Source organism: Peribacillus cavernae (assembly GCF_003989135.1).
In the GTDB taxonomy this organism is placed as follows: Bacteria; Bacillota; Bacilli; order Bacillales; family DSM-1321; genus Peribacillus; species Peribacillus cavernae.
Genome location: NZ_RYZZ01000029.1, coordinates 1 through 22,268 on the forward strand (window position 1 = coordinate 1; position 22,268 = coordinate 22,268).

The following is a 22,268-nucleotide window of genomic DNA, read 5'->3' on the forward strand; positions in this document are numbered from 1 at the left end:
TTTAGGCTGTTGCATTTGATTATACAACTAGCCTTTAAGAAAAATATATAAAAAAGGAAAAACTCCTTCGTTATCATCCATTAAAAAAGACGTCCGCAACATTGCAGGAATCAGAATCACCTGTTCGTTTATTTCGGATATTTATGAACTGGCGAAGATGCTGCAAAACCAGAAAGATGTTGACGTTATCGAATACAAAGATTACATTCAAAACCCAAAACCAAATGGGTATCAAAGTCTGCATATGATATTGGAAATCCCCATTTTCATGTCTGACCGGGAGGTAAATATATTGGTTGAAGTCCAAATTCGGACCATTGCCATGGATTTCTGGGCGAGCCTGGAACATAAAATCTACTATAAATACAACAAAGAGGTACCCGAACATTTAATTGCAGAACTAAAGGAAGCCGCAACCACAGCAGCCACATTGGACCGCAAGATGGAGCAGCTCCATAAAGAAATCACTGTTTATAAACAAGAGGATGCCCATAAAAATGATGAATTTCTGTCGAAAATCAACGATGACAAATATTCGATTCCAAAATTTTTTTTTAGAAACGTTCCTTCAAAACAGTGAGACATTAAATAAGAAGCTTGAATAAACAAAATAGAATGGATGAGAGAAGCGGAAATCCGCTCTCTTTCCATTCTATTTTTGTATTACTCCCTTCCACGTGGGTTGAATCGTATTCTTAGATAGTAAATGATTTAGTTGTGTTTACTGCACAGTTTTTCTATATCAACCAAGCTAGGTACCCGGTCTAATGTTGTGGAATCCGGTGGTCCCTGTTTACTTCTCCGTCAGGTGATCCATTATCTGGGGCCTTTATTTTTATAGCTATTAATAATGAGATCACGCATAAAACTGCAATGAGTGTAAAGGTTGGCTTGAAACCACCAAGTGCGGTAGCGATAAAAGATCCGGACAATGCACCGAGACCAAAACCTTGGTAAATCACACCATAATTTTTTCCCTGGTTTTTCAATCCGAAGAAGTCAGCGACAATGGCTGGGAATACGGTAATATTGCCGCCAAAACAGAAGGCAATGCCTGCCACACAAGCAAAGAACAAAGCGTAATTCAGTTCTGCAAATCCTAATAAAGTCACGGCTATAGCTGTCACTAATAATGAACCGGCCACTACTTTAAGACGGCCGACTCTATCGGACAAGGCGCCGAGAACGATCCGGCCGGTTGTATTGAAAATGGCTACTAGTGCCACTGCATTTGCAGCCGCCGCCACATCCAGTCCAGCCAAGCTGACGCCAATATCTTTCACGATACTAATTAGGTATAAGCCACTCATGCAGGCAGTGAATAAAATGATAAACAATAGGTAGGCTTCCTTTGTTTTCAACATTTCTTTCACTGTATAATTTTTGCTCTGCACTCCATTAAGGGTTTGTGCCCCGCTGCTTAGTTCCGCCTCCCGTACAAGGAACGATCCGCCAACAATCATCACCATAACAATCAATCCCCAATAGAAAAACGCTTGGGAAACGCCTACGGATTCTATTAGTGCTTCGTTAATGTATTTGAATATCAAGCTTCCTGTACCATAGGCACCAACCGAGATTCCGGAAATAAGCCCTTTTTTCTCAGGAAACCACTTTATAAGATTGGATAAAGAAGTAATATATGCAGAGCCATCTGCAAAACCCACCACTACACCCACGAACAGATAGAGCATCCACAAAGACGAAATTTGAGAACTAAGTATTAACCCTGCTCCCAACAAGATACCAGAAAAACGAATTAGACGGGGAAGTCCCCATTTATCCTGCAGCTTACCGGCAAACAGCGTCGAAAATGCCAATGCAAAGCTTGTAATAGAGAATGTTATCGCAACCGAGCTCAATTCCCAGCCAAACCGTTCCACCAACGGCTGATTGAATAAACTCCAAGTGTAGATTGTACCTAACCCCATCTGCACAACTACGGTTCCAAGCACAATGAGCCATCGATTCCCATTGCCTGCTTTCATTAGATCTCCTCTTTTCTTCCGGTTTATTTTCTAAGGTGTCACAAAAGAGGATAAATAGTAGTGTTAGTATGAATTACCAGCCATTTTTCGTTGTTTGGTGAAAATTGTACCAATCGGCAATGGCTATCTTTTGCAGAGTTTCCCACTAATTAATTGTTATAACGCATACTCCCATAATCCAAGTTTTCCTTTCGCTGGAATGAATTCATCTAACATCTGCATGTCCTTCACTTCCCAAGCAAAACCTCCCACTGGAAAGTCACCTAAAAAATAGTCATTTCCCGATACGATTCGTCCATCCTCCAGGACTGCCCATGTCTCGTTGTTTTCAGTCACCTTCAAACATTTTTCCAGGCTGCATACAGCAATGATCATACCATTTGGAAGATTCTCCTTTATATACCCATGCTTACCAAGCAACGACTGAATGGCAACATGATTACAAACAGCCTTATCTATTTTTTTACTTGTGTGAATTGCCAGGGGTCCACGATAATTTGTTTTCCATGACCTTGTTTCATATTTGGCCTCTCTTAAAACAAAAAGGCTTGCCCAAGGCTGGATTATCGATAAAACCTTCATTCCAACTGCCTCCAACTTTATGAAAGTTTACTTTGGAATATAGTGTCCGAGTAAAACATGATTCCGATTCAATTTCCTCGGTTATCCAGGCCATCATTCAAACTTTTCACTTGGAAGCGGAAATAGAGATAGAATATAATCCAGATTATTACATATAAAAGGATGAAAATTCCGATTCCAGCCGATAATCCATTTAAGCTGAATGGTATCCAGCCAACTAAGAAAGAAAGGAAGAAGTACAGTATACTAACTATCATGAAATGCAGAATAGTCTGGGATAATAAACTCCATTTATCTATTTCAAATAATAAAGTTGCTGTAGTAAAAAACCAGCTGCATAAAAGGCAGCCTATCGCATTTTTCACGAAAATCTCACTATCCAATGCGGTTACATCCCCAAAGCCAATTATGCCAAAACTTATCCCGACAAAACTGCGAAGTAAAAGTGTTTTCATTTTGATCCCTTCCTTTTCTATTGAAATGCTTTTTTAATTCCTTGAACATAATGGCGAGAAACATAATCTTTTTCCCCTGAATTAAAATACACACACAAAGTTCCGTTGAAAGAAGCTTCAAATCTGCTTAATTCATCTAAGTTTGCGATGCCAATTTAGAAATTGATTACGTGGAAGGTCCTTTTCCAGCTCATATAACCTTTCTTTCATTTCAAAAAGTCCCTTGTTTCGCCCGCGCCATTATAGAAGTACTCTCTGTAAACAAACAGATAATTTCCTCAGCCCGGAAAACATGCTGCATTTCTCCTTTCCTTCCGATAAAATATGGCCGTTTCTTCTCCTTCAAGAGATCCATCAGTTCCTTCACATCCTCATTCCATTCATGATTCCGAATAAGTACCTCTATCTCTTGGAACTCTTTATCTATCTCTACCTGTATTTTCATCTTTGTGGACCTCCTTTGCTTGTAGTTTAAGTATATTGATTAACGGAAATAACACTTGTGATTTCCAGCTACCTGTATGTAAACACCACTAACTTGCATAAAATATGCTTTCAGTTACATCGATATTTTAGTAATAAAAGTATAAGCACCTTCGAACAAGGATGAAAAAAATGGACAGCAAATAGCATGAAAATAATGTAAAGATCAGAACGGAGAACCAATTTATCAATGGATTCAGGTTCACCAAAAAACCGGTAATAACCCAGATATAATTTGTGGAAACCAACAATCATAAAGCATGTACATAACCGATCGAAGAAAAATATATGTTTTGTGAGAAGGAAAGTGTGCAAGCTTTTCTCAAATATATCACGTTTAAGAAAGAACAAATCCAAGGAGTGAGGCAAAGTAAATCGGACGAGTCGAAAACTTGTCCTATTATGATGAAGTGGTTTAGTGGAAAGAAGAACATCTGACTTTTCAAAAAGTCCAAAGCCATGGAGTACTTAGAAGGTACATCAAGTCTAACTATACCTAAGCCCATATTCAGGGAAGTAAGAAAGGCTGATTCTTAAGCGGCCATTTGTGAGATATTTTGATGGAGTAAACTTAAAAAGGTCAATTCATTTTAGCTATGTTTCGGTATTGTCTCTAATTCTGATTCCCCTCCCCTAATCACATTTTTTCCCTGGCTTAAAAAGGTTTCATAAGGGAAAAAGCTTTTTATGTGTTATTTCGTAAATCTAAACATTTAACAGGAGGGGTATGGTGAGAAATCCTATAAAGAGATTAGATAAGGATAATGTCACGGTTATTGATAGCAGCGTTGCAAAAAAATCCATGGTTGGGACATCTTTCGGCAATGCTATGGAATGGTTTGATTTTGGAATTTACTCTTTTTTGCTGTAACAATGGGAAAGGTATTCTTTCCTGAAAATTGATCCTTCTTTTCAGTTAATTTATGCTTTCGCTACTTTTGCAGTTGCTTTTATAGCAAGGCCAATTGGAGGCATATTCTTTGGAATGCTTGGAGACCGCATTGGCCGTAAAAATGTTTTGGCTTTAACTATGATTCTAATGGCTGCTGCCACACTGAGTATAGGACTTATTCCCGGTTATGCAACATTGGGCATTGCAGCGCAGATTTTGCTTCTTCTGGCGAGACTGGTACAGGGATTTTCCACAGGAGGAGAATACGCAGGGGCCATGACATATATTGCAGAAACAACTCCCGATAAGAAACGTACTTTCATGGCTAGCGGCCTGGAAGTTGGAACACTTGTCGGTTATATTGCAGGGGCCGGTTTGGTTACAGGACTGACCTTTCTGCTCGGAAATGAAGCCATGGTGGAATGGGGCTGGAGAATAACATTCTTTATTGCGCTCCACTGGGCTTGATTGGCTTTTATTTCCGAAACAGCTTAGGTGAAACTCCGGCGTTTGAAGCGATGAATGAAGCTATAGATGAAGGAAATCAACGTACGTCACTAAAAGAGATTTTTGTTGAACATAGGAAAGCCCTGTTAATTTGTACAGCTATTGTTATTTTCTATAACGTGAGGATCCAAGTGAAATAAAAGAAGTGCTTAAACACCTGGAAAAAGCCTTATGGTGGCAAGAAGAGGTAAATGGGCAGGTGAAAGCCAACAATAAATATGAGGGTGCCAATGTGAACCCTTCATAAAGACTAACGATTGCTGAAGCCATAAAGACACAAAAAAAGGAGCTGCCGCAGCAGCCAAGTCTTATTAATTAACGCACCCAGTAGTTGAATAATGAAATTAAAGCCTTTCCCCAGGTATTCCATTCTCAAATTCAAATTTAGCTGTTTGTGCATAGTTTAGATCCTTAACCAGCCACGGAAACCCCTTGCAGCATAGTAGGATTCCGCTCCATTGTGGTACACAAATACAGTGTCGTAGCGACAATCACAAAAGATGGCCCCGCCAAGTTTTCTAATATTAGCAGGAGTTTGCACCCAACTCGATGTTTTCATATCGAAATTTTCAAGTTTCTGCAGCTCCCGGTATTGTTCTTCTGTTAAAAGTTCAATTCCCATGGTAGTTGCCATATCAATAGCGTTATTTTCTGGTTTGTGTTTTTTTCTTGACTCCAGTGCTTTACGGTCGTAACAAACACTTCTGCGACCTTTAGGACTTTCTGGTGAACAATCATAAAAAATGTATTCGCCCGTCTTTTTATCATGGCCAACAACATCCGGTTCACCGCCAGTTCCCTCCATTTCATTGAGCGACCACAGTTTTTCAGTATTATCTTCAATCTTAGCTTGTACTTTAGCCCATTCGAGACCTTTATGTCGGTGCATGTTTTTCTCAAAACGGGCTTCCAAAGTTCGTAGTAGTTCTTCACGTTGTTCTAGTGACAACTCCTTATTCCTCTTTGTCATATTAGTTTCCCCCTTGGGTTGTCCTCATAATTGAATAAGGACTAAACTGCTCCTTAGTACAATAACTTCAACAAAGATGCGTTATCCTTCTTAGATAAACGCACCCAATAGCCATCCATGAAGCGCAAAAATCAGCGCTTCACCACAGAGAATGAAAATTGGTCTCTATGTCGATAATGTTTTAATGGCTGGCGAAGAAGGTCGTTGAACTATGGTGCCTTTGAGCCCATCCGTTAGTCTGACTCCGACGACCACGGTGTACCACCGACTGTCGCGCCCTTTATGGGTAGCACTTATGGGAGATTAATCCTTTTTTGGTCGTCGCGCTAGCCTCAACTTAATTGGAGGTTTTTGTTTAACGATTTACCAAACTCAATCAGATCACTCATAAGGCTCAGCCTTTTTTTAAAAAGTGTTTTTACTGGGTCTATTTTGTTGTGGTTTTTTCTGGATTTTGAGCTTTTTTAATTTTCATGGGAGTTGAACAAAAAACCTTAAAACATAAAAATGATTATTCTATAACAAAAGATAAGAATTTCAATATAACATCCTTCATGCTGTAAGGTATTCAGCAATTACAATATTTCGATACGTGTAACAAGGATGCATCCACTCAAATTCTTCGGTCACCTCACAGTCAAGAACGATATTTCTCAACTTCTCATATTCTTCCTTCCACTTTTTAGCTTTAATTCAACCTTGTGATTCATTCTACTATTTGTCATCAAGGAACACCCCACTTAAATTTTTCAATCAGCAAACAGTTAAGAACCATCATTTTCAATTTCTCCAATTCTTTCGGTCACTTATTAGCTTCACTTGAATATTCATCAACCTTGAATCATTTTCCATGACCCACTTGGCAAGCCTGCTTGAATCGGTTAAGGTAGACCAAACCGAAACTCATTCTTCTTCCTACATGCGGTTACTTCTTCTTCAACACCCCAATGCGATTTTAACATCTTACATATTTGCGTTTGAAACCAAGCTTCCCTCTATCAATTTCTTTTTGAATACTTTCGTAAGCGTTTAGGAAACTGCTTTTCTTCTTGTCCCGTTTGACTTCTACTGTCCCTACTTCCTTCGCTGTCTCGACTGCCTTTTCATGTAGCGGCAAATATGAAATCGCTACGGTGTATAGAAAATTATTCATAGCGGATTTCGTTCGTTCTGGTGAATGATGAATCGAATTTTTCACAATATCAAGCATAATGGAAATCTTGCTTACGGAAAATTCATTGTCTAGGCGATTCCCTAAAAGCCAGCAATAGCAACTCCAGCCCGCTGACATTCTCAACTCGTCACCGCTAGTAATCCATTTATCAGCAACGTCTTGTGCAAGATCTGATTCTGATAAAGTTACTGCTACCACATAATCGGACAGCATATAAAAATACGCTCCATCCATCCAACGATCAAAATCCGACTCAGTCATGGCTTTTGGGTCTGCAATAATGCCTGCAAAGTACATAGAATCGTAGTTACCTGTGGCATAAAGCTCTTCAGCTAATCGTTGATTTATTTTTATTTTCTTTGCGATTGGCTTCATAGCACCTGTTGCCACGCCAAAAAGCGGCTCGTGCGCACCATTGGATATGTAAATTTTTTTAGCTCGTTCCTTACCAAGAGCTTCAAGCTCCTGCATAACTGTTTCGAGATCCATAGTATTGTACATCCTTCCTTAATATTAGTTCCCATTTAATTGTAACCAACTAGTTTATATTCTCTATCAACTCGTCAATACGTCTCAATTTTACCATTAATCTTATTGAAATATTCTGCCCCGTTAGCCACGCATGCAGCAGAGCTGCACCACAGAGAATGAAAATGGTTTGGAAGTGTCAATACTGATACTGACCTTAATCCAATAAACCAGAATCCATAAATCAATGAATGTCGTGGCTCTCCATTTTTTTATAAGGAATAAAACGAGTCTTCATTAGTAGTGCCTTTTTACGAGATTACAGAAGATTATTTTCATGGTAGTTAAATAAGAAAACAATTGTATCAGACTATAAGTGCTGATTATTCTTTTGGTGCAGGAAATACCTTTATAATGTCTGTGACGACTTTTTGCCCGTCTTTTTCACTGAATGCTACTGTTACACTAATATTATCTTTGAAACGTCCTGAACTCAGGGATTAATTCTTCCATTATGATGAACTTTGTTTCTATCCCATCCACCAAACCAACTAGTTGTGCACCATTTTTACTAGCTACTTCCATTGTTATTAATTCAGGTTTTCCGCCCAAATAGTCCAAGGAATACTTTACCTTGAACTTCTCCATTTTGGCCCATCTTTGTCGCTACCCTCTAATAAAAAAGCACATGTCCACCTGCTAATGAAACATCTGATTGAAGTGGTAGCCAGCATTGTGGTCGGCTCTGCGGTTGCAATTATCTCTTCCTTTCTTTACGCTGTTTGGATCCAGCTTAGCCCATCTCTGATAACCAGTCTAGTCCCGCGTTCCATCACGACACCAGTCGCGATGGACGTATCGAAAACCATTGGAGGAGTTCCCACCTTGACAGCTGTGTTTGTGATCATAACTGGCATAACAGGATCCATCGTGGGACCGGGAATGATACGGTTACTTAAAATAGAGAAAGCTACGGCAAAAGGACTCATGCATGGGATGAGCTCACATGGTGCTGGTACATCAAGGGCATTTGAAATCGGAGACTTAGAAGGCACATTCGCTAGCCTGGCCATGATTACAGCAGCCATCATCACGATCATATTGGCCTATACCATTTTTCCGGCATTGCAGAATGAGCTAATTATATAACACACATAGTGTCTAAGAGCAGGTTCTTGTGTATATCTGAAGAGAAGCTGGTTTAATGCGTGACATATGGGATAAAGAGGGTATGAAAAGTTCATGTTTTTTAGTTATGGAATTAGCATAGAATTCACATTGCAAATAGCTGATTTTGATATCAATTTCTTCTTGGTCGGTTTCCGACAGCCCCTTCGTTTGATAATAAGCTGTGGATCTTGACATATCTAGCAATTCACATTGATGCTTAATGGATCGTTCACCGTTATTGAAATCAATTAAGGCTTTCTTTTCTTCAACTCTAAGACCTGTTGTTGTTTTTTTTTAAGCCAGTTCATGTCCACAGTCAGCTGCCCAATCTGATTGATCAGATCCTCCTTTTCGGCAGCATGTTCTTTTTTCATATTTTCAATTTGAGAAGATTTCTTGTCGAACACGGTGGGCAATTCTGTCCTCCATCGACTGATGAGCTGTGGGCTGACACCATGCTTCTGGGAAATCTCATTCAGGGTACTTTCTTCCCTGAGTATTTCTAAAACAACTTTTGCCTTTTCTTCTGGGGTATAGGTTTTCCTCTTTTTACTCATAGTGTTAGTTTATCTTATTTTATGATTTTGTGTGTCCAACACTATGGGTACATTATAGTCTACTATCTCTTAAATCCTTAAGCTTTTCCCATTCTTTTTTTCGCACTTTTCTCTCTTGTTCTTTAAAATATGAAATATCATCTTTTGTCATACCAGATGAATAGCATCTTCAAGTTCTTTACCACTTAGCCCCCAAAAGAAAATCCCATTCACTCATAATATGTTCCACCAATCTAAAAAGTAATAGTAATTATTTATTTCTTTATGAGCATTCTACTCATCCTCATCTTCTTCATGTTCAATTTCTAAGCAAGATAGGAGGTCATTCCAATTATTTGGATATGCATTACTTCCTTCCCAAACAGTGTCTCTTTGACCTTTGTATTTTACTGCAAGCTCCCATTGTGTTCCATCGCAAACGCAAGGATCAATATACTCACTGTTCCAATAATCAACATGGATAGAATTGAATTTATCTAGTAGCTTACTTGTTTCTTCTTTTGAATACTTTTTTTCAATCGGAGCCTCACACCATAGGGTTGTAATCAAACATGCTGAATTTTCTTTGAAAATTAAACGATACGTATCATATCCCCCGTATCCACCAATTTCAAAGTAAATTCCCTCAACTTCTTGAGCAGAGCCATTAATATCTATGTCCTTGAGTCTTTTTAGCCATTTTAAGATAATACCTTCTTTAAAAAAGCTATGAAGCAATCCTTCACTAAATCTTTCTCCTCGAATTGCCCTCATTATAAGTGCAAGGATACATTGGGCATCTAATAATTCTACCTCCGTATTTCGCATAACTCTTGTATTCCATTTAAGTCCGTTATCTTCTAAAATTGAACCATAATTAGTGAGCTTATACTCTGTATGGCTTTGTGAAAAGTGATAGAATTCATCAACAAACATTTTTACTAGCTCATCATAATTTACAAACGGCATTTGAATTGGGTGCTCAGAACTCCCATCATTTTTACGATCGAAAATCCAGTCACCAAAATTCTCAGTATCAGATAGTTTACCAATATATTTTGTGAGAACTTTAAACTTACTATATGAATTTCCATCTTCAGCGAATTCCCGCCACTGATTAAAAATGGTGCTTAGCTCCTTATCAAGGTAGGTAAATGCCTTTTCTTTAATTTCTAAAGGGACTCCGTAATACGCTTCTGCAATAGCCCCAGTAATCGCTGTCAAAGTATCACTATCACCACCGACTGAAATCGCAGTACGAATAGCATCTTCAAAGGAAGTGGATTCCAAGAAGGCTACTATTGCCTGCGGTACCGTTTCTTGGCAAGTCTCATTAAATTGGTATGTTTCTCTGATTTCATCAATTGTGAAATCTAAAGAATAATAATTTCTATTAATCTTTTTTCGAATCTCACTTTTAGTAAATCCACGCCTCGCCATAAGTATTGCTACAGATGTAGCCTCAGCACCTTTAATTCCCTCATCATGATTATGAGTTATCCCAGTGACGATTTCAGATAATCTGCATGCTTCACTTTCAGTCCTTGCAGCAAACCCGACAGGACTTATTCGCATAGCCGCCCCATTTCCAAAACTATTATAAGGTTTAGGATTTTCACTAAAAACCCATTGTCCAAACATGCCACCATAACCGCAATTTGGATACTTACATCCGATTTCCTTCATAAATTTAATGGTCATATTTTCAAGCAATGAATAATAATCACTATCGAAATCATACCCGCCAAATGAAGGCTCCATTATTTTCTCTGTTTCCATAATTGCTTTTGCAACGGCAAGACTCATAATGGTGTCATCTGTTGCTTGGCAATCATCACTAAACAAGTCAAAGTCCTTGCTTCTATGATTATTGAATTCAAAACGAGAACCAACAATATCACCTATAATCGCACCAATCATCAACTATCCCCCTTCCCACACTCTTTATTAATCCACGGTATCGAGCGCATTTTTAAGTTTATCAAAATGGTTAATAAGCCATTCAAAATGTTGAATATACAATTCTGAGTTGTGTATATCTGCTTCAACTGAATATAGAATCCTTTTTGCTACACTTTTTTCCCGGCTGGTGTACCACTCAAGGGAAATACCACATGAATTTTCAATCTTATCTTTTTTCGATTCAAGCTTTGAAAAAGACTCTGGGTTGTAAACATAAATCCCTATACGCAGTATTTTCTTTTTAAGAAGTTGAAAAAATAAATGGTAGTCAGGACTGCCAACTGTAACATCATACCAGTTTTGACCAAAAGGTTTTCTCGAACCAATATCTTCTGATCGGCCTTGTTCTGCACAATACCGAACAAAGGCAGTCCAAAAATCTAATTGTAAGTCTGTCGTTGCAGATGATAGTTCACCGTTTGCCGTTTCCACTGTACCAGGCATAATATCATCCTCGGTAATTTCAGGAACTTCATCTCTTGATTCGTTTACAAAAGAGATATGGAGCAGTTCAGTCATCTGATCTTCATCTTTAAAACGTATGTCCCAACGCTTCTCAATGAATTTTAGCATTTTCATACCACGTTTAAGGATACGCTCGGCATCCCAATCAGATTCATGAGACACTTCAATTTCAGAATGTGAACCATCTTGATAACCACGACGTCCATTTGTCTTTGATACTTTCTTATCTTCAAAACTATCATTCTGTAAAGCAGAATTTACACTCTGCGATAATGGTAGAAGATTTCCAAGGGAACCTGATAATATTTTGATTTCGCCATCCGTATATTGGCGGAACTGATTCCTCCAATACCATTTAGTTGGTGTTTGAGGAAGTATATGCTCAATCGTAACTTTGTCTTTCTCTACTTTTGTAAAAGGTGTCCACCCAAGTTTTTCAATACCTGTTTGTTCAGCTTTTCCATATTCATATTCAAATAAAAGATAACGTAGATCACGCCAACCATAAAATCCATCACCATTGGAAAAATTTTTACCCATCCGAGTAACAAATGTATCAATCGTGTACTCCATATCCCAGTCAGTTGTATCATTCAAAGATGTTGTAACTTGATCAATAGCCAGTTTTCCCATATATACTTCACGCGTTTTTCGGTAATAATGACTACTTTGATAGCTAGACTGATAAGCAGCCATTCTGAAAGATAAAAATATAAAACGTTCAATAGCGCAAAATAAATCGACTCGTTCGTTAGATGAAACTTCTTTATCTAACGAAAGTGATACAGTAACGAGCGGTCTAAAATAGCCAATTCCAATTCGATTAAGACGCTCTAACCAAAGTTTTTCTTCATGAGTTAAACTACTAAATTGCGGAAAATAAGAATAAAACCAGTATTTTGCTACATCTTTCAAACTATTAACATAATCTGCTATGTCCTTTGGTTCAAGTTTACTTATTGTTTTTACAGTAGCATCATCAGTAGGCTTCGGAATATCATCATCTTCATCAGCAAATTCTATATCTGTATTTTCTGGAATTTCTTCCTCAATCGCTTCAACCTGCTTATCAAATACATTTTTTGCGGAGAATTTATTCAGTAAGAATTTTATGTAGTCATCGCCTTTTTTACGTGAATAATTAAAATACATAATCCAATGAGCTCTTAAAAATTCATCATCAGAAAGTGGTGAATGTTGATTTCGGCCAAGCTGGTAATAAACCTCTTTCCATCCATCGTTTATTTGTTTTCTCATTTCTGCTTTATCCATCACATCCAATTGTGAATCATCATATAGCGTAGTCAAATATATAAGTCGATTCTTAAGTAATTCAAGATTCGTTAGTTTCTTACCTCGATTATTCATTGTCTCAAAAGCAACGAAAACATCGTAATCATCTTCAATTTCATGAATATTAAACATCAACTGTAACGTAAGTTTACGAAATAAAATTTCTATACCCTCAATACCTTCAGTTACATACAGTTTTTCAAGGCAATCTGCAAAAAAGTCCTTTGCATATTTTAAATTTTGTGTGTAGTAAGTTTCATTTACCGCTCCGCTGTACGGCTCTTCATATACCCTAAAAATAAGATAATCAGCACTAGGATTATCTGTCTCATATCCAAACAAGTATGTTGTTATTAGGTTCTGTGGAGGGCGTTTCTGTGATATATATTTTGACCGTAAGGATTTTAAGGTTTGATAGCAAAGAACAATCTCATCTTCGCTTTTGTCAACATTACATTCTAGGTTCTTCACGAAAGATACTAACTCGTTTACAAGTATAGAAAAGGTGGTAAGACGTTGTTGTCCATCAACAACATGATAAGCTTTATAACCTGATTCAAGCAGCCACTTATCGTTTCCCCAGCTTTTTGTTTCTGACTTTGGAACTGCTTTTAGAGAAAGTAACCCCGTATAGTGATATCTATCCTCCTGCAGATTCATTACATCATCCCAAAAGTCCACAAGCTGGGCCTGCTTCCAAGCGTAACCTCTTTGATAATCTGGAATGCGAAACAATTTATTTTGATATAACTCAGAAAGTGATTGTAATTCGCTCATAATTTTTCTCCTATTTCCATTAAAATTTAACTGTTTACTTTAATTATACTGGATACACAAAGACCATACACGAGCTATCGTAATTTTTCTTACACCGCCTACAATGTCTCCTTCAAACACAACCAAAATTTCGACTCCCTCTCGATTATCAACATAAAAACAACCCTTAAAAATGCGGTAAATAAGCCATTTCCAAGGGTTTCAACATTATTTTTGTATAACCAAGTAAACTCCTCCGAAAATACCCATTCCGAACCCGTATTCTTCCGTTGTCGATAATATAAAGATTTCCTACCGAACCCCAATTTTGAGTGTTTTTTGATTCAAAATTGACCATTTTCCGTCTGTTTTCCCGCATTTTTTTCATAAAAAATCACGAGTTGAAAAGAGTTTTCCGACTGAAAAGAAACCGAAATAAAACCGTAAACCGAGACAGGACAAGGGTTTGTACCGAAAAAGACCCGAAAATTGAAAAAGTTTATTTTACCGAAAACCGAGTCTGAATCGGAAATGTTTATTTTAAGTGAGAAATGTTTATCTTTGGGTTACAATTTTAACTCCAGCAGTGCGACCGTTTCAACGTGTGTAGACTGAAATTGACAACACAAGGAGATGTTGGTGGGTTTATCAACAAATCCTATTTGGAACCTTACTAAAAGGAGCGACTAATAACAAACATATAAAGCAAAAATTGGCGGGATGAGTCCGGTTCAATACCGCCTTCACACCAGCCAATTAACTGCTTAGTATAACCTCTAACTTTTGTAGGCACACCAGTTTAACGTCCTACTTCGCTTTTCCCTTGAATTGGGATACTTCTACTGTTCCTCCATTCCATCAAGATGCTTTGACCCAAAGTTATCGAGCAATGCACGCACTTCATCTGTTGACTCTGTGCTCATTAATTGATTTCTTAATTCACTTGCCCCTCGAAACCCACGGACATATATCTTAAAAAAGCGATGAAGAGCCTTGAACGAACGCAGCGAATATTTATCATGAAGATCGAGATGCAGCCTTAAGAGATCAAGCAATTCCTTACTACTATGATCTTTCGGCTGCTTTTCAAAGGCAAATGGATTTTTGAAAATACCACGCCCAATCATAACCCCATCAACACCGTATTGATGAGCGAGCTTTAAGCCAGTTTGACGGTCAGGGATATCCCCATTGATTGTCAAGAGTGTATCTGGTGCCACCTGGTCACGAAGCTTCTTAATCTCCGGGATTAGTTCCCAATGAGCATCTACTTTGCTCATTTCCTCTCTTGTACGCAGATGAATGGAAAGATTAACAATGTCTTGTTTCAATATGTGTGTTAGCCAGTCGTGCCATTCGTCTACATCAGTGTAACCAAGCCTTGTCTTTACACTTACGGGCAATCCTCCTGCTTTTGCTGCTTGTATTAAACCTGCTGCAACTTCTGGACGACGGATAAGGCCGCTTCCCTTCCCATTCTGTGTCACATTAGGTACAGGACAGCCCATATTGATATCCACACCCCGAAACCCAAGTTTCGCCATACCAATACTCATTTGCCGAAAGTATTCAGGCTTATCCCCCCATATATGAGCTACAATTGGTTGTTCATCCTCTGTAAAAGTCAAACGCCCACGCACACTTTGGTTCCCCTCTGGGTGACAATAACTCTCCGTGTTTGTAAACTCTGTAAAAAACACATCAGGTCTGGCTGCTTCACCCACTACATGGCGAAAAACAACATCCGTCACATCTTCCATTGGTGCCAGTATAAAAAAAGGTCGTGGTAAATCACGCCAAAAATTGTCTTCCATATTCAAATCCTCTCATTATGGGATATCAGTCCAACTCCTTATCCCAAAATTAAAAGCAAAATGTCCCTGCTTCTTTTACACTTATACCATGCTTAAGCACTTTTTAACAAACTGATTGGAAATGTTTATTTTTATAAGTTATTGTTTATTTTACCTTCACAATCTCTGTACTACCAAAATAAATTCCTGCTAAATTCTTCCCCATCAACCAGCATTCCACTGTTCGAGTTAAAATAAAGTTTTGCTAAAAAAGACTGAAAAGAAAATTGGAAGAGCACTGGATTGACAAGGGTTTAACAGGAAAAAGACCCCGAATTCGCAAAAGTATTTTTTACGAATCAGGGTCAGACTGGCAATTGTTTATTTTAACTAGCAAGAGCATTTTTTAATTAAACATCTTCAATTCCAAATCCGTCACGACTTCTACGTGAGTAGTCTGCGGAAACATATCCACCGGCTGCACCTCAACCGTCTTATACCCGCCATCCTCCAAAATCCGCAAATCCCGCGCCAGCGTTGCCGGATTACAAGACACATAAACAACCTTCTTCGGTTTCATATCAATAATCGTTTGCAGCAGCGCTTCGTCACACCCTTTACGCGGTGGATCAACAACCAGAACATTAGCCTTGTTACCCTGCTTGTACCATTCTGGAATAACAACCTCCGCTTCCCCGACTGAAAATTCCGCATTATCAATCCCGTTCAATTCAGCATTCCTTCTTGCATCCTCAATCGCTTCTGGAATAACTTCAACGCCAAACACTTTCTTCGCCTTTTGAGCTAGAAACAAGGAAATCGTCCCAATCCCACAGTAAGCATCGATGACCGACTCTTCTCCAGTGAGCCCGGCATACTCTAATGCTTTGCCATACAGCACCCTAGTTTGATCTGGATTCACCTGATAAAACGACAAAGCCGAGATGGCAAATTTGACATCCCCAATATAGTCGTAAATCACGTCATTCCCCCAAAGCACCTTTGTTTTCTCACCGAGAATCACATTTGTCCGTTTTGAGTTCACATTATGCACAATCGACTTCACATGCGGCAGACGGACCACAATTTCTTCGACGATTTTATTTTTCTGAGGAAGGTCAGCTGTTCTGGTAATGACCACAACCATAAGCTCCCCTGTTGTTTTCCCATAACGAGCCATAATGTGGCGGAGAGTTCCTTTATGCGCTGCTTCATCATATGCCTGAATCCCCTGCTCGCTGCAAATTTCCTTCACAACCTGAATCGCTTCATTAACAGCAGGATGTTGGATCAAGCTTTCATTCGTATCAACAATCTCATGGCTTCGCGGCTTAAAGAACCCTGCAATGAGTTTTCCGTCTTTTTCTCCGACCGGTACCTGTGCCTTATTTCGGTAATGCCACGGCTCTTCCATGCCCAGAATTGGGTGTACCTTGACGTCTTCCAATTTCCCAATTCGCGAAAGGACCTCACGTACTTGCTTTTCTTTAAATTGGAGTTGTCCTTCATAACTTAGATGCTGGAGCTGGGTTCCTCCATATTTATGTGTTTCAGAAGCGGGCACTTCAATCCGGTGCTCGCTTTTTTCGTAAAGTTTAATCAGTCGGCCAAATCCGTAGCCTTTATTGGTTTTGATCACTTTAATTTTTGCCTTTTCGCCCGGGAGCCCGTCTGGTATGAAGATTGGGTAACCATCTACCTTTGCCACCCCTGCTCCATCATGGGTCAGATCCTCGAACGTCACATCTATATAATCATTTTTAGCGACTGGTGCTGTTTTTTTCATGTGTACTTCCTCTTTCTATAAAGATCAATATCACATTTTACCATACATCGTTATAATTAAAAATTCATTCCGGGCTTAGTCACAAAACACCTAAACTCTTCATAAAATAATATAACAAATTTTATCCCTAGAGCCTCGAGGTGTTATGTATAAAAATCCTATTTCTAAAGCAAAATAAGAAAAAATAGGTGAGGTGAGTAGAATGGGATTATTCAATGCTATATCTGCGTGGAATGCTTCCAGACTTGAGAGGCATGTTTCGAATATGGAGGAAAAGGGGTTATGTCCTGACTGTCGCGGCAGGGGGTTTAATGCCTATGCTCCGAATGAGTATAACTATTCGAACGTGTACGACTGCTCCGGATGCAATGGTACTGGTTCCTTTACCGACTGGGCTGAATCAAATGGACAAATCTAATGATAGATGTCAAAACTAATTCAATTTTTAACATCCAAAAGGGCTGATTATGTTGGGAGATTCCCGCGAATCAGTCCTTTGGATTGGAACAGTACAAGCTTAGCACTTCCGACGCAGGTTTTAACTTTAAATTGAAGGCATAATTAATTGTTTTTATTCATTTGCCTATGATCGATTTCTAAAGAGATTTATAATAAAAAACGGTTGTATGTAGTTCCCCATTTGCTGACCGTGCATAGTTAGGGATTCGTCCCGATTCAACATAATCTATTGAAGTATAGAGGTGATTAGAAGGATCTCCTTCTCTTGTATCAAGAACTAAAAGCGACCTGCCTTCTTGTTTTGCTGTTTCTTCAGCTTTTTGCATTAATGAACGGCCAATACCATTACGTCTAAAATCAGGGTGGGTCATTAATTTTCCGATTTCCCCTCTATGCCTGCCGTTCTGCTGAGTGCATAAATGTAATTGGACGCTCCCAGCTATCTCATTGTTTATTTTGGCCACAAATAAAATCACATCAGGTTTTATTACAGTTTCCCAGTATTTTTTCGCCTCTGAAAGCTGCATTGGCGGCAGAAAACCAATGGACGCACCATCCTCAACTACCCTTACCAGAAGCTCCGATAGCCTATCAATATGTACCCCAATTGATTTTACTTCTTCAATTTCCACTTCACTAAACAACACAAACACCTCCAATGGACTGCTTTCTTTATCCAACCATTCAAATAAGCCTCCTGTTTGTTAAAGAAGGAAAATTTGATTATATCAAAAACTCCATATGTTTTTTTTCTTCTTTATAATAATCCAATCTGTCTTGCAGAGTACCTGTATGGAATTCAAACTTATGGCCATCCAGATCAGTAAAGTAAATAGACTTTTTATCGCGCTCATCTCTCTCACGACTTGAATTTACATGTAGGTTCTTTAGTTTTTCATGCATCTCATCGAAGTCTTTTTCGTCAATTGAAAAAGCTACATGTGTATAGGACTCATTTATTTCGTTTCTTGGAATATCTTTTTCTAAGTTAACTGGATTTTAATATAGAATAAACATTTGTATCATAAGGAACACCATTTTGATACATATAGTTTCTTAAAATCCCTTCTTTTTCAAAGCCTAATTTAATTAATAACTGATTAGAAGCATGATTATCAATAAAAACAACTGCCCCAATACGGGTTAAGCCAAGTTCATTAAATCCAAATGAAACTACTTTTTTCACCGCTTCTGTAGCATACCTTTTTCTCCAGTAATCAGGATGGAGTTCGTATCCAATTTCAGCTCTCTTATATTTAGGTGACCAGGCATGAAACCCGATTGTGCCAATAATCCCTTCTTTGCCCTTTAATTCAATTCCCCATCTAATACCCCTTTTTTCGTTGTAGTTTTTAGAAAAAGCTTCAACAAATTGCTTTGCTTGGTCCAGGGTAGTTAATGTATCCTGTCCATAAAAACGTGTTACAGCATTATTAGAAAAGCAATTAAAGATTCCATGTGCGTCCTTTTCTGTAATTTCTCTTAAAATTAACCGCTCTGTTTCAAACACTGGAAACATTCTACCTCTCCTTTAATAAAACACCATTTATTTGCCATATTTCCGTATAAGTCAATTGGGTGTATCACAAACATTTTAACGTAAAACCCACGCTAAGACATTTCAGGTAGCAAAAAAAATGATTTTTCCTTCGCTAAGGGGATAATCGTCTTCTTAGCCTATCACACCCATTAGCCATCCATGAAGCGCAAAAATCAGCGCTTCACCACAGAGAATGAAAATTGGTCTCTATGTCGATAATGTTTTAATGGCTGGCGAAGAAGGTCGTTGAACTATGGTGCCTTTGAGCCCATCCGTTAGTCTGACTCCGACGACCACGGTGTACCACCGACTGTCGCGCCCTTTATGGGTAGCACTCATGGGAGATTAATCCTTTTTTGGTCGTCGCGCTAGCCTCTACTTAATTGGAGGTTTTTGTTTAACGATTTACCAAACTCAATCAGATCACTCATAAGGCTCAGCCTTTTTTTAAAAAGCGTTTTTACTGGGTCTATTTTGTTGTGGTTTTTTCTGGATTTTGAGCTTTTTTAATTTTCATGGGAGTTGATTAGGGAACACCCACTACTTCACTTTCAGTCTTTTAAATAATTGGAAGTAGATAATTAATGAGCATTCTTGTAAACCCTTCCATTTTTCCACATAGCAATAAAAGATGAAAGGGGATCTTTTTACTAAATTGCACTTATAAGAACGGTCTTTCACATAACTGTTTTATTTATTGTAAGCGCTTTCTTCGTTGGCCTCACCAAAAGAAAGTACCGTATCATAGGAGTAGCTGGCTGCTTTTAATCCATCGATAAATCGATAGTAGATAGCAGTTGTGTTTGAACGGTTTTGCTGTGACCAATCATGGTTCTCAAAAAAGGATTTGCGCAGCTCTGCAGTCAGCTCTAACTGGACACCGGCTTTCAGCTGATTATCATTGACAATGTTCTCATCATTCGTACCACCAATGTCAGAAGGCGCTTCTTCAATACGAAAGCCTCGTTTGCGAAGAGAATGTCCGATCATTTTCTTAAAGGTTTCGTTTTTTCCACTGAGGAACACAATTGATTCTTCTCCCCGATAACCATGAATGGATAAAACGGTCATGGAATCCTGAGCCATTTTTCTGCCTATTGGCTCGTCAAAGCTTACAGATGTGAGATGTAATATCTGATTATTACTTGGTTTTATCCCTTCAAATAAATAATAAGAATACCTCATTTGTTCTGCCAGACCTTTGGCTGCTTCCGATGTTCCAGGTTCAATACTTCCGCCGTGAATAGCGATTATGGCAATATTACTGTATCTCTGCTTATAATTGATTGCATAATCTTCATTTAGTACTTCATGTTCACTTAGCTGCTCATATGAATCGTAATAATTATCACTTGCATAAGATATAATACAGCCAGTGGACAAAATTAAAGACACAGATAGTAACAACAAGATGTACAGTTTGGACATTTTATTCATTCTAATCACCTCTATATATAATATTGGTGTTGGAATGAATTGGTCCCATTTTTTTAATTTTTTTACTATTCTGTCACCTAAGCGTTTCAAATAAAATGTCAGGCCAATCTAGAAAGGATAGTCTAACCTTAATAATCCTATTAATAACACAACTTAGGAAACAGCCTTATACCAAAAATCATCAGAGTAATTTTGGACTTTTGTCTATTTAATGTAAAGTTTTATTCTTTTAGTGACAAAGTAGCTAGTTATAATTCCTATAAGAAAAGGGATTTTTGAAGAAGTACCTGTTCTGATAACACTTCTTTCTAATTCGTGAAATTCATAGTTACTATACATTAACCAATCGATTTTCTTCATATAATATAAAAAAAGACCACCGCAACGAGTGATCTTCCTGGGATTATTGATTGGCCGGGTCATCAGGTAGCTTTCCTGCCGGAACAAATACATCAAAATGGCGATAATGATTGACGAATTCCGCCGGGGCCAGCCCACCAAATTCACCATCAAGGTTAAGTTGCATTTTGTCTTTTGTGGCGACTTTAATTCGGTTTGCCTTTGCGTATATGACGTTTCGGTCATTTACATGCTCACCGCGAATAGCAAGAGTGGCGATCCGGATAAAGTCGGCCAGATTCGTTTTTTTCAAAATCAGCATCGTGAACATGCCATCGTTCAATGAAGCATCAGGTGCCAGTTTTTCAAAGCCGCCGACAGAGTTCGTGTTAGCAACCAGGAACAGCATGATTTCGCCTTCAAAAATCCTGCCGTCATACTCGATAGTAACTTCCGTCGCTCTGATGGATGGCAGCATTTCAATGCCTTTCAAATAGTACGCCAGCTGTCCGATCATCGTTTTCAGCTTGCTGGGCACTTCATATGTCAATTCGGTGAGGCGTCCCCCGCCCGCAATGTTAATAAAGTACTTTTCATTCATTTTCCCGATGTCGATTGGCATCGTGTGCCCTGCTGCAATAATATCAGCCGCCGCCTCGACAGACCGGGGTACCTGAATGGCACGCGCAAAGTCATTAGTTGTTCCTACAGGAATGATGCCAAGCTTCGGTCGCCTTTCCGCATCCGCAAGCCCATTGACGACCTCGTAAATGGTTCCGTCACCACCGGCCGCAATCACGACATCATATCCTCGTTCAATTGCGATACGCGCCGCGTTCGTTGCATCGCCTTCTTCTGTTGTCGCGTGGCAGGACGCTTCGTATCCAGCTTTTTCAAGCTTCGCCAGCACTTCCGGCAAATGCTTTTTAATCGCTTCCCGACCAGACGTTGGATTGTAGATCAATCTTGCTCTTTTCATTTCCCATCATCCTACTTAATATAAATGAATTCCACATTTTACATGTTACCGATTTATGTACGAAAAAGCAATGAAGCATAATCCATACATTTATTACAGCCCGCGCTTTTCCTTTAAATAGGAAAACCTTCCTTATACACTTCTTCCCATTTTAATCACCTTTCTATATTACCTTTAAAACTGCTATACAATCAACTTTATTAAGCCTTATCATTTTCTGAAATTTTAATATCG

20 protein-coding genes and 3 pseudogenes are annotated in these 22,268 nt (G+C 38.6%); 4 read left to right on the forward strand and 19 right to left on the reverse strand.

Features of this window, described 5'->3' with window-relative positions; genetic code table 11:
- The first annotated feature begins 43 nt into the window (after positions 1 to 43).
- Positions 44 to 580, forward strand: a complete 537-nt coding sequence (locus ELQ35_RS16520) for a GTP pyrophosphokinase (RefSeq protein WP_370873475.1) — start codon at positions 44 to 46, stop codon at positions 578 to 580.
- A 184-nt stretch (positions 581 to 764) separates the two neighbouring features.
- On the opposite strand, the gene ELQ35_RS16525 is transcribed toward ELQ35_RS16520, so the two are convergent.
- The 5 genes from ELQ35_RS16525 to ELQ35_RS23180 form a co-directional block, all read right to left on the reverse strand.
- Positions 765 to 1,988 (reverse strand): L-lactate MFS transporter, encoded by a 1,224-nt coding sequence (locus ELQ35_RS16525; protein WP_126866159.1) that lies wholly within the window; start codon positions 1,986 to 1,988, stop codon positions 765 to 767.
- Positions 1,989 to 2,144: 156 nt separating this feature from the next.
- Positions 2,145 to 2,570 (reverse strand): ASCH domain-containing protein, encoded by a 426-nt coding sequence (locus ELQ35_RS16530; protein WP_126866161.1) that lies wholly within the window; start codon positions 2,568 to 2,570, stop codon positions 2,145 to 2,147.
- 68 nt (positions 2,571 to 2,638) lie between these two features.
- Positions 2,639 to 3,025: a DUF3021 domain-containing protein gene (locus ELQ35_RS16535; protein ID WP_126866163.1), complete on the reverse strand. Its 387-nt coding sequence runs from the start codon at positions 3,023 to 3,025 to the stop codon at positions 2,639 to 2,641.
- A 17-nt stretch (positions 3,026 to 3,042) separates the two neighbouring features.
- A complete protein-coding gene (locus ELQ35_RS23175) occupies positions 3,043 to 3,117 on the reverse strand; it encodes a hypothetical protein (RefSeq protein ID WP_246026106.1) in 75 nt (24 codons plus the stop codon).
- 119 nt (positions 3,118 to 3,236) lie between these two features.
- Positions 3,237 to 3,470, reverse strand: coding sequence for a hypothetical protein (locus ELQ35_RS23180; protein WP_246026102.1), 234 nt, complete (start codon positions 3,468 to 3,470; stop codon positions 3,237 to 3,239).
- Between the two features lie 765 nt (positions 3,471 to 4,235).
- Between ELQ35_RS23180 and ELQ35_RS23800 the strand changes: the two are divergent.
- Positions 4,236 to 5,029: pseudogene (locus tag ELQ35_RS23800) on the forward strand (MFS transporter); the annotation flags it as partial.
- A gap of 281 nt (positions 5,030 to 5,310) precedes the next feature.
- Here ELQ35_RS23800 and ELQ35_RS16550 read toward each other — a convergent pair.
- From ELQ35_RS16550 to ELQ35_RS22695, 4 genes and pseudogenes are all read right to left on the reverse strand, one after another.
- Positions 5,311 to 5,877, reverse strand: coding sequence for a DUF4256 domain-containing protein (locus ELQ35_RS16550; protein ID WP_126866165.1), 567 nt, complete (start codon positions 5,875 to 5,877; stop codon positions 5,311 to 5,313).
- Positions 5,878 to 6,459: 582 nt separating this feature from the next.
- Positions 6,460 to 6,602 (reverse strand): annotated as a pseudogene (locus ELQ35_RS23195) (hypothetical protein); the annotation flags it as partial.
- Positions 6,603 to 6,832: 230 nt separating this feature from the next.
- A complete protein-coding gene (locus ELQ35_RS16555) occupies positions 6,833 to 7,540 on the reverse strand; it encodes a DNA alkylation repair protein (protein WP_126866167.1) in 708 nt (235 codons plus the stop codon).
- Between the two features lie 450 nt (positions 7,541 to 7,990).
- Positions 7,991 to 8,167 (reverse strand): hypothetical protein, encoded by a 177-nt coding sequence (locus tag ELQ35_RS22695; RefSeq protein ID WP_185861801.1) that lies wholly within the window; start codon positions 8,165 to 8,167, stop codon positions 7,991 to 7,993.
- Between the two features lie 12 nt (positions 8,168 to 8,179).
- Between ELQ35_RS22695 and ELQ35_RS16560 the strand changes: the two genes are divergently transcribed.
- Entirely contained in the window at positions 8,180 to 8,668 is a 489-nt protein-coding gene (locus tag ELQ35_RS16560) for an LrgB family protein (protein WP_281278132.1), read from the forward strand.
- Positions 8,669 to 8,937: 269 nt separating this feature from the next.
- On the opposite strand, the gene ELQ35_RS16565 is transcribed toward ELQ35_RS16560, so the two are convergent.
- The 5 genes from ELQ35_RS16565 to rlmD form a co-directional block, all read right to left on the reverse strand.
- Positions 8,938 to 9,246, reverse strand: coding sequence for a transposase (locus ELQ35_RS16565; protein ID WP_126866170.1), 309 nt, complete (start codon positions 9,244 to 9,246; stop codon positions 8,938 to 8,940).
- Positions 9,247 to 9,519: 273 nt separating this feature from the next.
- The gene (locus ELQ35_RS16570) at positions 9,520 to 11,145 is read right to left on the reverse strand and encodes an ADP-ribosylglycohydrolase family protein (protein WP_126866172.1); all 1,626 of its coding nucleotides are present in this window, start codon (positions 11,143 to 11,145) and stop codon (positions 9,520 to 9,522) included.
- A 27-nt stretch (positions 11,146 to 11,172) separates the two neighbouring features.
- Complete coding sequence (locus ELQ35_RS16575) at positions 11,173 to 13,722, reverse strand: DUF4268 domain-containing protein (protein ID WP_126866174.1); 2,550 nt, start codon at positions 13,720 to 13,722, stop codon at positions 11,173 to 11,175.
- Between the two features lie 818 nt (positions 13,723 to 14,540).
- Positions 14,541 to 15,515, reverse strand: coding sequence for a tRNA dihydrouridine synthase (locus tag ELQ35_RS16580; protein ID WP_126866176.1), 975 nt, complete (start codon positions 15,513 to 15,515; stop codon positions 14,541 to 14,543).
- 385 nt (positions 15,516 to 15,900) lie between these two features.
- Positions 15,901 to 17,280: a 23S rRNA (uracil(1939)-C(5))-methyltransferase RlmD gene (rlmD, locus tag ELQ35_RS16585; protein ID WP_126866178.1), complete on the reverse strand. Its 1,380-nt coding sequence runs from the start codon at positions 17,278 to 17,280 to the stop codon at positions 15,901 to 15,903.
- A 202-nt stretch (positions 17,281 to 17,482) separates the two neighbouring features.
- Between rlmD and ELQ35_RS16590 the strand changes: the two genes are divergently transcribed.
- Positions 17,483 to 17,698 carry a methionine aminopeptidase gene (locus tag ELQ35_RS16590; protein ID WP_126866180.1) on the forward strand — a complete coding sequence of 72 codons (216 nt, stop codon included), beginning with the start codon at positions 17,483 to 17,485 and terminating at the stop codon, positions 17,696 to 17,698.
- 178 nt (positions 17,699 to 17,876) lie between these two features.
- Here the strand turns inward: ELQ35_RS16590 and ELQ35_RS16595 are convergent, their stop codons facing one another.
- The 5 genes and pseudogenes from ELQ35_RS16595 to ELQ35_RS16615 form a co-directional block, all read right to left on the reverse strand.
- Positions 17,877 to 18,383 carry a GNAT family N-acetyltransferase gene (locus tag ELQ35_RS16595; protein ID WP_126866252.1) on the reverse strand — a complete coding sequence of 169 codons (507 nt, stop codon included), beginning with the start codon at positions 18,381 to 18,383 and terminating at the stop codon, positions 17,877 to 17,879.
- 79 nt (positions 18,384 to 18,462) lie between these two features.
- Positions 18,463 to 18,732: pseudogene (locus tag ELQ35_RS16600) on the reverse strand (VOC family protein); the annotation flags it as partial.
- Complete coding sequence (locus ELQ35_RS16605; RefSeq protein WP_126866181.1) at positions 18,728 to 19,258, reverse strand: GNAT family N-acetyltransferase; 531 nt, start codon at positions 19,256 to 19,258, stop codon at positions 18,728 to 18,730. The pseudogene ELQ35_RS16600 and the gene ELQ35_RS16605, both read right to left, overlap by 5 nt.
- Positions 19,259 to 19,969: 711 nt before the next feature.
- Positions 19,970 to 20,716 carry a poly-gamma-glutamate hydrolase family protein gene (locus tag ELQ35_RS16610; protein ID WP_126866183.1) on the reverse strand — a complete coding sequence of 249 codons (747 nt, stop codon included), beginning with the start codon at positions 20,714 to 20,716 and terminating at the stop codon, positions 19,970 to 19,972.
- Positions 20,717 to 21,119: 403 nt separating this feature from the next.
- Positions 21,120 to 22,034: a diacylglycerol kinase gene (locus tag ELQ35_RS16615; RefSeq protein WP_126866185.1), complete on the reverse strand. Its 915-nt coding sequence runs from the start codon at positions 22,032 to 22,034 to the stop codon at positions 21,120 to 21,122.
- Positions 22,035 to 22,268 lie beyond the last annotated feature (234 nt).